We start from the raw sequence: 12,539 nt of genomic DNA on the forward strand, positions 1-12,539 counted from the left end.
CACACAATGACTGCCCGGACGCACAGGGACCGCTTTGACGCCCAGGGACTGCCCGGACGCACAGGGACCGCCTTGACTCGCACGCAGGCGCTTGACGTGCGCACCGGGACGCCACGTGCACACAGGGATTGCCTCGCGCACAGGGTCTGTCTGGACGCGGAGACAGGGACGCCCCGGCGGTCATGTTGATCGCCGGGGCGTCCCTGTGTACTGGTCCCGAGCCCTGGGGCCGTCAGATGCGAGGCCGCTTAGAACGGCTGCGGAGCGCCCTTGGTACCGGCGCCGTCGCCCCACTCGAGAACCTCGTACTTGAGGCCTTCCAGGTGGCCCTCACCGGTGCCCGCGTTGTACTTGTCCTCGGGCTTCTTGCCGTCCAGGAGGTAGCGGAAAGTGTAGGTGTCGAGGTCCAGCATCACACCATTGTGAGAAGGCTCACCCGGCCCGCGGTCACCGATGAAACCGACGACGCTGCGGCCGTTGTAGGAGACCTTCACCTTGGTGTGCATCGGCCAGGACGGGCTGGCGAACAGACCCTTCTGCATCGGCTTTCCACCGGCGGGGGCGCCGGTGTCGCCGTTCAGGCCGGAGCCGTCGTCCCAGAAGTAGGACGCCTTGGTCTTGCCGGTGTAAAGGGCCTTCGTCTCGGCCTTCTCGGCGGCCTGGGCCTTCTTCTTGGCCTCCTGCGCCTTGGCCTTCTCCGCCTTCAGGGCGGCGGCCTTCTGGTCGGCCTTCTTCTCGGCGACCATGGAAAGCTGGGTGGGGGTGTTCTGCTGCGCGGGAACGTTGTCGTCGCTGGCCAGCGCCACACCGGCCACCAGGATCCCGGCAAGGGTGCTGCCGGTGATCGCGCTCAGGACGACATTCGTTGCTCGCTTCTGCATGGGAATCCTTTGTTCGGCGTACAGGGCAGCCGTTTCACGCCGGAACAAGGCCCGGACGGACAGGGGAAACGGCCCCGAGGACACGTGCGCTCGGGAGAGGCCGTCGCGTGAAGAAACCCGCGTCGAAGGAATCCCGGGCAGGGGACCCCGATCCACGTACGTCGAGGACGGGCCGCTTTGCGGCACGCTGATGTGACGCGGATGACAAAAGGGCGAAGAATGCCGACCGGGGGCTCTAGGGCCCGGCACGGGCGGCCGCTGCATGGACGGCCGCTGATCGGCGAAGAGGGACCCCGCCTGGCGGGCGGGACACGACGGCTATGCGATTAGCAAGATCAATGGCACTATGACCCTGACCTGGCATGGAGCATATATGGCTAAACCAGGTCTGTGCCAAATCTGTTCCGGTTTTCCTCTTTGCCAGGTAGATCTTTTAACGGCGCCTTTTACCGAAGGGTCGGAAAGCGCCGATCACGCGCGGGTCACGGCGGGCTCGGATCCTCTGGCACGATATGGGGTCATGACCGACCACGCCGGCCTCCGCACGGCCGACGACGACCTGCTGCCGCCGCCCGAGTGGGGCCGGCCCCGGACGGCCGCGGCCGGCACCCGGGCGGCCTGGGCCTTCGCCGCCGTCGCGGTGCTGCTGGCGCTGGGCCGCGTGTGGGTCGCCCCCGGCCTCGACGCCCGCTCCCTGGACGCCTGGACCACGGTCTTCGTGGCGATCTGCGTGCAGGCCCTGCCGTTCCTGGTCTTCGGGGTGGCGCTGTCCGCCGCGATCACCGCGTTCGTGCCGCCGTCCTTCTGGAACAAGGTCCTGCCCCGCCGTCCCGGCGCCGCGGTGCCCGTGGCGGGCGCGATGGGCGCGGTGCTGCCGGGCTGCGAGTGCGCGTCCGTGCCGGTGGCGGGCGGCCTGATGGCGCGCGGGGTGGCCCCGGCCGCCGCCCTGACCTTCCTGCTGGCGGCCCCGGCGATCAACCCGATCGTGATCGTGGCCACCGCCGTCGCGTTCCCGGACTCCCCCGAGATGGTGGTGGGCCGCTTCGCCGCGTCCCTGGTGGTGGCGGTCCTGGCCGGCTGGGCCTGGCTGCTGTTCGGCAAGGGCGAGTGGATCAAGATCCCGGCCCGGCCGCAGGCGGACGGGACCGGCCGGTGGGAGGCGTTCCGGCAGGCGATGCGGCACGACATCATGCACGCGGGCGGCTTCCTCGTCGTGGGCGGCGTCGCCGCGGCCACGATCAACGTGGTCGTGCCCGCCGAATGGGTGGACGGCGTCGCCGGCGTCCCCTGGCTGTCGGTGCTGCTGCTGGCGGTCCTGGCCGTGCTGATGTCCATCTGCTCGGAGGCCGACGCGTTCGTGGCCGCGAGCCTGTCCCAGTTCTCCCCCACGGCGCGGCTGGCGTTCCTCGTCGTCGGCCCGATGGTGGACCTCAAGCTGATCGCGCTCCAGACGGGCTTCTTCGGGCGCCGCTTCGCGATCCGTTTCATCCCGCTGACCTTCGTCCTCGCGGTCGGGGTCAGCGCCGTCGCCGGAGAGGTGCTGCTGTGACGCGGGCCGCCCAGAACCTGCTGCTGATCATGATCGGCGCCGCGGTGATGTGGATCACCCTGGCGACCGACGAGTACCTCAACTACGTGAAACCCGGCTTCCGCTACCTGCTGGTGCCCGCGGCCGCGGCGTTGATCGTCCTCGGCCTGGCGGGCCTGCGCCGCGAGTGGCGAGACGACCCCGACGCCGCCGACGGCGACTCCGGTCACCGCCACGGCGAGCCTAGGCACGGCGACGGTCACCACCACGGCGGGCCCGGCCACGGCGGCAGTCACGGCCACGGCTACGGCGGGCCCAGCCACGGCGAGCCTAAGCACAACGGCTCCGGTCACGGGGATCTGCTCGGCGGCGGTTCCGGTCATGATCACAGTGACGGTCACGGCCATGATCACGGTGGTCGGGGGCCGCGGGTCGCCTGGCTGCTCTGCCTGCCCGTGCTCGCGATCTTCGTGGTGGCGCCGCCGGCGCTCGGCTCGTTCACCGCCTCGCGCGCCGCCGCCCGCCAGGCGACGCCGCCCCCGCCGCCCGACGAGGGATACGACGCGCTGCCGAGGACGGGTGCCCCGGTCGCGATGACCATGGGCGAGTTCATGGGCCGCTCGTACGAGGCGCAGACGGGCCAGAACGCCTCGCTGGCGGGGGCCACGGTGCAGCTGACCGGGTTCGTGACGCCCGGCGGCAAGGGTTCCACCTGGCGGGTCACGCGGCTGAAGATGGCCTGCTGCGCGGGCGACGCGATCCCGTTCGCGGTGGTCGTCCACGGCCTCCGGCAGCCTCCCGCCGACGACTGGGTGCAGGTGATCGGCACCTGGCGTCCCCCGGCGGGCGCGGCGCGGAGCGGGGTGCACGAGCTGGACGGCCGTTCCGTACAGCCGATCAAGAAGCCGAAGAACCCGTACGAGTAGGGGGCCGCATGGGGGCACTGGTGCTCGGCGGTGGCGGCCTCACCGGCATCAGCTGGGAGTGGGGCGTCCTTTCGGGTCTCGCCGCGGCCGGGATCGACCTGACGCGCGCGGACCTGGTGGTGGGCACCTCGGCGGGCTCGGTGGTGGGCGCGCAGGTCGCGGCCGGCCTGGATCTCGAGGAACGCTTCGCCGCCCAGCTGGCGCCGCTCGACGCCGGTCCTCCCGCGCGGATGGGACGCGTGGACCTGGCAAGGTCGGCGTGGGCGGTCCTGAGCTCGCGGGCGCCCGCGAGGGCCGGCGCCCGGCTCGGCCGGATGGCCCTCAACGCCCGCACCATCCCCGAAGCCGAACGCGCCGCCGTCATGAGGTCGCGGCTGCCCGTGCGCGAGTGGCCCGAGCGGCCGCTGCTGGTGACCGCGGTGGACGCGGCCACGGGCGCCTTCACGGTCTTCGACCGGTCGGGTGAGGCGACCCTGCTGGAGGCGGTGGGCGCCAGTTGCGCCGTCCCCGGCGTCTACCCTCCGGTGACGATCGGAGGCCGCCGCTACATCGACGGCGGCGCCCGCTCGGCCACCAACGCGGATCTGGCCGCCGGTCACGACGCGGTCGTCGTCATCGCCCCCATCACTCAGGGCTTCGGCGCGATCAAGGGCGTGGCCGATCAGGCCGCCGAGCTCCGCCGGGCCGGCGCCGAGGTGGTGGTGATCTCGCCCGATCCGGCCTCGCGGCGCGCGTTCGGCCGCAACTCGCTCGACCCGGCCCGGCGTCCGCCCGCCGCCCGCGCGGGACGCCGCCAAGCCGCCGCGATCGCCGAGGCGGTGGCGGCCGTCTGGACGGCGGGGTGATCCCTGGACCGGGTAGATCTGCGCGGAGCGGGACCCAAGCCCCGCCCAACCAGCGTCAGCTCTGCCCAACCAGCGTCAGCTCTGCGCAACCAGCGGTTTCGCCCCAGGGACGCCCTGCCCGCCATCCTGCGCTGCTTCGCCGAATACCAGGACCCTCGCCAGCGCCTGCACCGGCTCTGAAAACCACCGAACCCCTCGCACCACACGTCCCTTGCCGCGCAGACCCGCGCCTCGCCTCTCGGACCCAAGCCTCGCCGCCGCGGACCTGCGCCTTGCCGCGTGGACCCGCGTCTTGCTGCGCGGACTCGCGCCTCACCACGGACCCGCGTCTTGCCGCCACCGACCCGCGTCCCGCTGCGCAGACTCGCGCCTTACTGGCGCCCTGGGCATGGCATCAGGGTCGAGGCCCCCTGGCGATGACTGACGGAACCCTTGGCCCGATCCGGTCACGCCTCCACGCGGTGGCCGGATACGGCCGCTGTACCACCGGGCCGCCGAATCCGGTCACGGACCGGTCGAACGCGGTCGCCGATCGTCGGCCGCGGTCGGTGGCCGCCACCACCGGACTGCCTCCGGACGGCCGGGCGGCGGACGGTCAGCGAGCCGGGAAGGTGGTCGGCAGGAGCGGCGACTGCGCCGCTCGCGCCATCGGGGCCATCGCCGGGGCTGCCACCGCGACCGCCGGGCCGGGCGGCGGTGGCACATGAGAGCCGTCGGCGCGGCGAGGTTCGGGTGGCACGGCCTGCTCGGCCCGGCGTTCGCCGAGCAGGGCCATCAGGGCGCGCGCCGTGTCCGCGTCCATCCGCATCAACACGCTCGGCCGTCCGGCCGGGTCGACGAAGGGAGAGACCGCGGGGAGGGCCGCGCCGTGGGGCGGTAGCGCCAGCCGCATCTCTTCGCGGAGGTCGTGGGCAAGCCGCAGCGCCTGTCGGTCGCTGTCGCTCAAGTGTGCGGTCATCGCGATCTCCGGGGAGTTCACGTGCGGGGGTCCGGGGCAATCTTGCTAGGAAATAGCGTGCAGGTGCAAGAGCCGATGCACGTGCAGATCGAGAAAGATCGTGCGTAACCGATGGGCGCGCCACTCGTTGTTCCTAGACCCGCGCAGGTCGGAGGCCTGCGCCCCCACGGCCGGGGCCGGCGGGGGCGTGCGGTGTTCTTAAGAACAGTTAACAGGTCCCGCGGCTCAGCCCCGGCCGCGGAAGCCCGCGATCACGACCGCCGCGCCCGCCAGCACGATCGCGGCGACGGCCAGGAGCCCGACGGACATCGCGTCGGTGAAGGCCGTGAGGACGGCGGGCCTCTCGGACCGCCCGGCGGCGAGGGCCTGCCCGACCGAGTCCGTGTGACCGGCCACCCCGGACGGCAGACCGTCCGCGAACCGGCTCGCCAGGATCGTGCCGAAGACCGCGACGCCCAGCGCGCTGCCTATTTCCCTGGCGGCGCTGTTGAGTCCTGAGCCGAGGCCCGCCTGCCCTGGCGGCAAGGCGGACATCACCGCCACTGACAACGAAGGCATGCACATCCCCATGCCGACCGACAGGAGGGCCAAGCACGCCCCGTACAACAGGTAAGGGGTGGAGGCGTCAGCCAGCGACAGCAGCCCGAGACCAGCGGCGAGCATGAGCAGTCCCAGAGCGACCACGCTGCGTTCGCCGATGCGCCGCGCGAGGCCGATGCTCCGCTTGGACGTCACGATCACGCCGATGACCAGCGGAGCGATGGCCACCCCTGCCAGCAGCGGCGAGTAGCCCTTGGCGTACTGGAGGTATTGCGCGTTCACAAAGAAGAGGGCGAAGAGGCCGAAGAAGGTCAGCGCGACACCGAGCACACCGCTGCGCAGCCGCGCCACGGCGAAGATCCTCAGATCCAGCAGCGGGTGCTCCGCACGCAGCGCGTGGACGGAGAACGCGGTGAGCAGGACGGCGGCGGCGCCGAAGGCCCCCAACACCCGGGAAGAGCTCCAGCCTTGCGACGACCCCTCGATGATCCCGAACAGCAGCGCGAACAGCGCCAGCGTGAGGAGGGCGGCGCCCGGAAGGTCGAGGTCGGCGCGGTGGCGTTCGCCGCGCGGCGCCAGCCGTGCGACCAGGCCCGCGAGCGCGGCGGCGGCGAGCGCGCCCACCAGGAAGAGGCTCTGCCACGGCAGCCACTGGAGGACCGCTCCCCCGACGAGGTTGCCGACGGCTCCGGCGATCCCCGTGGCCGCGGTCCAGGTGGCGATCGCGTGCGGCTTGCGCTCGGGCTCGGTCACCTGGAGAAGGAGGGACAGGGTGGCGGGCATGATCAGGGCGGCCCCGGCTCCCGTGACGAGGCGTCCGGCGATCAGGACCGCGACCGCCGGGGCGGCCGCGGAGAGCAGGCAGCCCGCCGCGAAGACGGCGAGCCCTGCCAGCAGCGCCCCCTTGCGGCCGTACCGGTCGCCGAACGCCCCGGCCGGGATGAGCAGGCAGCCGAACATCAGTACGTAGGTGTCGACGATCCAGAGCAGTTGCGCCGAGGACGGGTGCAGGTCCGCGGCGGAGAGCTTGGGCAGGGCGAGGTTGATCGAGGCGACCATCGCCACGACCAGGACCACGCAGGCGGACATCAGGAACGGCATCAGGGACGGCATCGCGCGCGGCCGCCGGCGGCCCGGATCGGCCGGCGACGGCGCGCCGCGGACGGCGTCGAGCGTCATGAGTCTCCTCAAGAGAGGTGGTGAACAGGGTGGTGAACGGGACGGAGGCGGGATATCCGGGCCGCGCGCGTCGCCTCCGTGATCTCCAACGTAGGGTGGGGGTGACTTGCTTTCAAATGCATCTTTTGCACCCGAGGAGTGCACCGCGTGCAATCCAGACTGGATCTGAACCTCCTGATCGCCCTCGACGCCCTCCTCGAAGAGGGCAGCGTGACCGGCGCGGCGGACCGGCTGCACCTGTCCGGGCCCGCGATGAGCCGCACACTCGGCCGGATCCGCAAGGCCATGGGCGACCCGATCCTCGTCCGCTCGGGCCGTGCCATGGTCCCGACGCCTCGCGCGCTGGCCGTGCGGGCGGAGGTCCATGAGCTCGTGCAGCGCGCCCACATCGTGTTCACGGCCGAGGACGAGCTCGATCCGCGTTCGCTCAGCGGCTGCTTCACCCTCCAGGCCGACGAGGGCACGGTCGCCGTGATCGGCGGGCCCCTGTTCGAACGCGTCGCGAGGGAGGCCCCGGGCGTGACGCTGCGCTTTCTGGGCGAAGGCCCGATCGACACCCACAGCCTGCGGCGCGACACCGTCGACCTGGAGATCGGAGTGATCGGAGCGCCGGGGCCCGAGATCCAGATCGAGCCGCTGCTGGCGGACCGCTTCACGACCGTCGTCCGCCCGGATCACCCGCTGGCGCGCGACGGCATGACGCTGGACGCGTGGACCGCCGCCGCGCAGCTGACCTCCACCCGCCGCGGCCGGCTCACCGGCCCGATCGACGGCCTCCTGGCGGAGATGGGCCGCGGCCGGCGCCTGGCCGGCACGGTGCCGACCGTCACCACGTCCCTGTTCATCGTGATGGAGACCGACCTGGTCGGGTTCGCCGCCGAACGGCTGCACCGCCGGCTGGTGGAGCGGCTCGGCCTGGTGGCGTTGCCCATTCCGCTGGACCTGCCCCCGCTGGAGCTGTCGCAGGCCTGGCACGCCCGGTACGGAGCCGACCCGGCGCACGCCTGGCTGCGCCGGTGCGTCCGCGAGACCGTCCTCGCCGTGACCGGGGAGCGAGGTGCCGGGCGCGATACGGTCTGATTCTAGAACGACGTTCGGATCGGGTCGGACTTGGAGCGGGCCGGAGCGGGTCAGAGAGGCCGGACAGGGCCGGACAGGGGTGGATCAGTGATCGACGGCACGTGCGACGCTCGGTTCGCCGCGGTGCGGGAGGCCTTCGCGGCGAACTTCACGCGACGCGGGGAGCGCGGCGGCGCGGTGTGCGTCGTCGTGGACGGGCGGCCCGTCGTCGATCTGTGGGGCGGGCAGGCCGCCGACGATCGCCCGTGGCGGCTGGACACGCTCGTCAATATCTTCTCGGTGGGCAAGGGTCTGACCGCGGTGCTGGCCTCTCGCCTGGCGGGCGAAGGGCGGCTCGACGTCGACGCGCCGGTCACGCGTTACTGGCCGGAGTTCGGCCAGGGCGGCAAGGAGAGCGTGACCGTGCGCCAGCTGCTCTCGCATCGGGCGGGGCATCAACTCGGCGGCGTGGCGGGAGGCCCAGCTCCCCTCGACGAACGGTCACGGCACCGCGCGGGGGGTCGCGCGGGTCTACACCGCGCTCGCGGCGGGCGGCGCGATCGACGGCGTGCGGATCGTGGACGCGGACGCGCTGAGCGCTGCCACCGTCGAGCAGTCCTCCGGCGAGGATCTGATCCTGCATCGGCCCGCGCGGTTCGGGACCGGCTTCCAGCTGACCCAGCCGGAACGGCCGCTCGGCCCGAATCCCCGTTCGTTCGGGCACTTCGGCGCGGGCGGCTCGCTCGGTTTCTGCGATCCCGACACGGGCGTGGCGTTCGGGTACGTGATGAACGAGATGGGCCCGCGCTGGCAGAACCCCCGGAACAAGGCCCTCGTCGACGCCGTCTACGCGAGCCTCTGACCAGCTGAGCCCGAGGCCGGGGATACGATCGCAGCTGATGGCAGACGTTCTTTCTCTCCGTTCCCTCAACCGCGCCACCCTCGCCCGGCAGATGCTGCTCGTCCGCGAGAAGGCCGAGGAGGTGTCCGTCGCCGGGGCGGTGGAGCGGCTGTGCGGCATGCAGGCGCAGGAGCCCAAACCTCCGTTCCTCGGGCTCTGGACGCGGCTGGCCGGGTTCGAGGGCGCTCAACTGCACGCCGCGCTTCAGGAGCGTTCGGTCGTGCGCGCGACGATGATGCGCGGGACTCTGCATCTGATGTCGGCGCCGGACTACACCGCCCTGCGCGCCTCGATGCAACCGATGCTGGACGCCGGGCTTCGGATGCTGGGGGCGCGGGCGGAGGGCCTGGAACTGGACAAGGTGCTTCCCGCCGCCCGCGTCCTGCTGGAGGAGCGGCCGCGAACGTTCAACGAGCTGCGCGCGTTGCTGCAGGAGGAGTTCCCCGAGGTCAACGACCGGGCGCTGGGATTCTCCGTGCGGATGTGCCTGCCGCTGGTGATGGTGCCGACGGACGACCGCTGGGGGTTCGCGCGCACGTCCGAATTCACGCTGGCGGACGTCTGGCTCGGTGAGCCGCCCTCGGAAGACCCGTCGCCCGATGCGCTCGTGCTGCGCTACCTCGCCGCGTTCGGCCCGGCCTCGGTCGCTGACGCGCAGGAATGGTCGGGCCTGCCGAAGCTGGGCGAGGTGCTGGAACGGCTACGGCCTCGGCTGCGCACGTTCAAGGACGACAAGGGCCGGGATCTGTTCGACCTGCCCGACGCGCCCAGACCGGACGAGGACACCCCTGCCCCGGCGAGATTCCTGCCCGAGTTCGACAATCTGGTGCTGGCGCACGCCGACCGTTCCCGTGTGATCGCCGCCGCGCACCGGCCGTCGCTGACCACCAAGAACCTCCGCGTGCGGGCCACGTTCCTCTGGGAGGGGTTCGCCGCGGGACTGTGGGAGCTGGAACGCAAGCGCAAGGTCGCCACGCTGCGCCTTCGCCCGTTCGAGAAACTGCCCAAGCGCGCGCTGAAGGAGCTCACGGCCGAGGGCGAGCGCCTGCTGGGCTTCGCCGAGCCGGACGCGGCCGAGCGGCAGGTCGTCCTCGCCGAGGAGTAGTCGGCCGGGCTGGAGAAGAGGCAGCCGGGACCGAGGAATAGTCAGTGGGGCAGGTGATCGGCAGCCGATTATTTCGTGGAAGGCATGACGCACCGCGCGTGATCCGCTCCGAATGGTGATCAATCCGATATCGGTTCTGGTTGAAACTTCCAGCGAACAGGCGCAAGCTATCCCCCGTACCCCGGAAGCCCCTGATCCCCCTCCCGCCCCCCACCCCGCCGACAGGACGCGAACCGCATGTTCGAGATCTGGGAGACGAGCGAGCCCGCCCGGCTCATCAGCGATGCCGGCAGTCTCAAGGTCGCGCTCGAGAAGGTCGACACGATGTGCCGCCTCCGCCACGACCAGGCCGCGGCCCACGTCGGCGTCAACGGGGACGGCTACCACTTCGAGATCCGCAATCAGGAGGGCAAGGCGCTCGCCCGCCTGACCTACGTGCCGGACACCACCCGGGCCTACCAGAGCGTCGTCGTCGACGAACTCCGCGGCGGCAACGGCCGCGCCTGACCCACCCCGCGCAGCCCTTCCGCATTCGCCGGCCCTTCCGCATTCGCCGGCCCTTCCGCGTTCACCGGTCATTCCGCGTTCCTCACAGGCGTTGACCTGCTGGTTGACCGACCCTGGCCAGATGCGCGACGCGTCCCCGCGCTCCTCCGCCCCTGCCCGTCCGCGCAGCTAGGTGGACATCCAACGGTCAGACCGCACCGATCGTAACTTGTTGACCGACCTCGACTTCACACCTAGTTTGACAACTGAGCACGCGAAGCAGTCAAGGAGATCGCGGAGGCCCCGCGGGCGAGCGAACGGCGAAGGGAACTTCCATGCCCCGAGCACAGGTCATCGACATCGACGAGGCACGCAGGCGCGACGCCGAAGACGCTCTGTACGAGAAGACGCTGCGACGGCTCTCCAAGGCGTCGGTCGAGAAGCACTGGGAGCCGTACACCGACATCCCCTGGGACGATCCCGACTTCGAGATCGCCCCAGAGGACCCGCGCTGGGTCCTGCCCGAGATGGACCCGTTGGGCGCGCACCCCTGGTATCGAGCCCAGCCAGAGCGCGTGCAGGCGAGGATCGGCCTATGGCGGCAGGCACAGGTGTGCAAGGTCGGCATGCAGTTCGAGAACGTGCTGAAGCGCGGGCTCCTCACGTACGCGTTCCGGCTGCCCAACGACTCGGCCGAGTTCCGCTACGTCTACCACGAGACGATCGAGGAGGGACATCACGGGATGATGTTCCAGGAGTTCGTGAACCGCAGTGGGTCACCGGTGGAGGGCATGCCGCTCGCCGTCCGGGTGCTGGCTGAGATCGTGCCCCCGATGAGCCTGATCGCGCCGTCGCTGTTCTTCTTCTGGGTCCTCGCCGGCGAGGAGCCCATCGACTACGTGCAACGCCGCATGCTCCGCGACGGGTCGGCGCGACACCCGCTCCTCAACAAGATCATCTCTATCCATGTGGCGGAGGAGGCCCGGCACATCTCGTTCGCGCGGCAGTTCCTCAAGCACCGCGTGCCGCACATGGCCGCGCCGCAGCGGTTCATGCTGAGCCTGGTCGTGCCGCCCTCGATGAAGCTCGGCGTGCTCCTCATCCTCACGCCGCCGGTGGCGATGGGACGGCAGTTCCAGATTCCTGAGCAGGTCATGAAGGAGACCTACTGGGCCACCGACCATTCGAAGGACCTCATCTCGCGTGCCGTGTCCAACGTTCGCGGGCTGTGTTCCGAGATCGGGCTCATCAACCCGGCGAGCAAGCGGATATGGCGGCTTCTCAATATCTGGGAGGACGAGAAGTCCTGAACGCGGTACATGTGCTGGGCGGCTACCGTGACGGGCATGACGCGGGACTGGGCCGAGTGGCACCGCCAGTACGACGAGCCCGGGTCGACCGTGGCGCGGCGGCTGTCCACGGTGCGGCTGCGCGTCCGCGAGGCCCTGGACCGCGCCCCGGCGGGCCGGATCCGGCTCGTCAGCGTCTGCGCGGGCGAGGGGCGGGAGGTCATCCCGGTGTTGCGCGAGCACGCGCGCGGCCCGGACGTCACCGCGCGCCTCCTCGAACTCGATCCGCGGATCGCGGCCATCGCGGGCGAAGCGGCCGCCGGGCTGCCCGGCGTCCAGGTCGTCGAGGCGGACGCGGCCCTCACCGACAACTACGAGGGTGCGGCGCCGGCCGATGTGATCGTGCTGTCCGGCGTCTTCGGCAACCTCACCGACGATTCGATCGAGCGCACGATCTCGTGCCTGCCGCAGCTGTGCGGACGGGACGCGACCGTACTCTGGACCCGCCATCGCCGCTCCCCCGATGCCGTCCCCGCCGTTCAGCGCTGGTTCTCGGAGAACGGATTCGAGGAGCTCGTCCTGTCGTTCCCGGATGGCACCGGCCTGTGCGTCGGCGTCCATGTCTTCCGCGGCGACCCGCAACCGCTCCGTCCAGGCGTCCTGATGTTCACCTTCGCCAACGAACGCACCAAGGACCACTGGCCGGACCTGTCGGCCTGACCGTCTGGCCTTGAGCCAGCAGGGCGGCAGGGCGGCGGCCCAGAGCACGGGGCCCAAGCGTCAGGGCGTCAGGGCGTCAGGGCGTCAGGGCAGCGTGACCTGAAGCACGACGGCCTGGCCTG

12 protein-coding genes and 1 pseudogene are annotated in these 12,539 nt (G+C 71.2%); 10 read left to right on the forward strand and 3 right to left on the reverse strand.

What is annotated here, in order from left to right; translation table 11 throughout:
• Positions 1-248: 248 nt before the first annotated feature.
• Positions 249-881, reverse strand: a complete 633-nt coding sequence (locus ACGFNU_RS43350; RefSeq protein ID WP_392602497.1) for a hypothetical protein — start codon at positions 879-881, stop codon at positions 249-251.
• Positions 882-1,401: 520 nt separating this feature from the next.
• Between ACGFNU_RS43350 and ACGFNU_RS43355 the strand changes: the two genes are divergently transcribed.
• The 3 genes from ACGFNU_RS43355 to ACGFNU_RS43365 are packed head-to-tail and all read left to right on the forward strand — an operon-like array spanning position 1,402 to position 4,180.
• Positions 1,402-2,430, forward strand: a complete 1,029-nt coding sequence (locus ACGFNU_RS43355) for a permease (protein WP_392602498.1) — start codon at positions 1,402-1,404, stop codon at positions 2,428-2,430.
• Positions 2,427-3,335 (forward strand): TIGR03943 family putative permease subunit, encoded by a 909-nt coding sequence (locus tag ACGFNU_RS43360; protein ID WP_392602499.1) that lies wholly within the window; start codon positions 2,427-2,429, stop codon positions 3,333-3,335. Before ACGFNU_RS43355 ends, ACGFNU_RS43360 begins: the two co-directional genes overlap by 4 nt.
• An 8-nt stretch (positions 3,336-3,343) precedes the next feature.
• A complete protein-coding gene (locus ACGFNU_RS43365) occupies positions 3,344-4,180 on the forward strand; it encodes a patatin-like phospholipase family protein (protein WP_392602500.1) in 837 nt (278 codons plus the stop codon).
• Between the two features lie 595 nt (positions 4,181-4,775).
• Here the strand turns inward: ACGFNU_RS43365 and ACGFNU_RS43370 are convergent.
• The gene (locus ACGFNU_RS43370; protein WP_392602501.1) at positions 4,776-5,138 is read right to left on the reverse strand and encodes a hypothetical protein; all 363 of its coding nucleotides are present in this window, start codon (positions 5,136-5,138) and stop codon (positions 4,776-4,778) included.
• A 225-nt stretch (positions 5,139-5,363) separates the two neighbouring features.
• A complete protein-coding gene (locus ACGFNU_RS43375) occupies positions 5,364-6,857 on the reverse strand; it encodes an MFS transporter (protein WP_392602502.1) in 1,494 nt (497 codons plus the stop codon).
• 147 nt (positions 6,858-7,004) lie between these two features.
• Between ACGFNU_RS43375 and ACGFNU_RS43380 the strand changes: the two genes are divergently transcribed.
• The 7 genes and pseudogenes from ACGFNU_RS43380 (at position 7,005) to ACGFNU_RS43410 (ending at position 12,417) form a co-directional block, all read left to right on the forward strand.
• A complete protein-coding gene (locus tag ACGFNU_RS43380; RefSeq protein ID WP_392602503.1) occupies positions 7,005-7,937 on the forward strand; it encodes a LysR family transcriptional regulator in 933 nt (310 codons plus the stop codon).
• Between the two features lie 189 nt (positions 7,938-8,126).
• Positions 8,127-8,312: pseudogene (locus ACGFNU_RS43385) on the forward strand (serine hydrolase domain-containing protein); the annotation flags it as partial.
• Between the two features lie 58 nt (positions 8,313-8,370).
• Entirely contained in the window at positions 8,371-8,778 is a 408-nt protein-coding gene (locus ACGFNU_RS43390; RefSeq protein WP_392602744.1) for a serine hydrolase domain-containing protein, read from the forward strand.
• Between the two features lie 37 nt (positions 8,779-8,815).
• Positions 8,816-9,922, forward strand: coding sequence for a winged helix DNA-binding domain-containing protein (locus ACGFNU_RS43395; RefSeq protein ID WP_392602504.1), 1,107 nt, complete (start codon positions 8,816-8,818; stop codon positions 9,920-9,922).
• Between the two features lie 237 nt (positions 9,923-10,159).
• Positions 10,160-10,429 (forward strand): hypothetical protein, encoded by a 270-nt coding sequence (locus tag ACGFNU_RS43400; RefSeq protein ID WP_392602505.1) that lies wholly within the window; start codon positions 10,160-10,162, stop codon positions 10,427-10,429.
• Between the two features lie 314 nt (positions 10,430-10,743).
• Positions 10,744-11,718 (forward strand): diiron oxygenase, encoded by a 975-nt coding sequence (locus tag ACGFNU_RS43405; protein WP_392602506.1) that lies wholly within the window; start codon positions 10,744-10,746, stop codon positions 11,716-11,718.
• Positions 11,719-11,754: 36 nt separating this feature from the next.
• The gene (locus ACGFNU_RS43410) at positions 11,755-12,417 is read left to right on the forward strand and encodes an SAM-dependent methyltransferase (protein WP_392602507.1); all 663 of its coding nucleotides are present in this window, start codon (positions 11,755-11,757) and stop codon (positions 12,415-12,417) included.
• The last annotated feature ends 122 nt before the right edge of the window (positions 12,418-12,539 follow it).

This window comes from Spirillospora sp. NPDC048911, assembly GCF_043198015.1.
GTDB lineage: Bacteria > Actinomycetota > Actinomycetes > Streptosporangiales > Streptosporangiaceae > Spirillospora.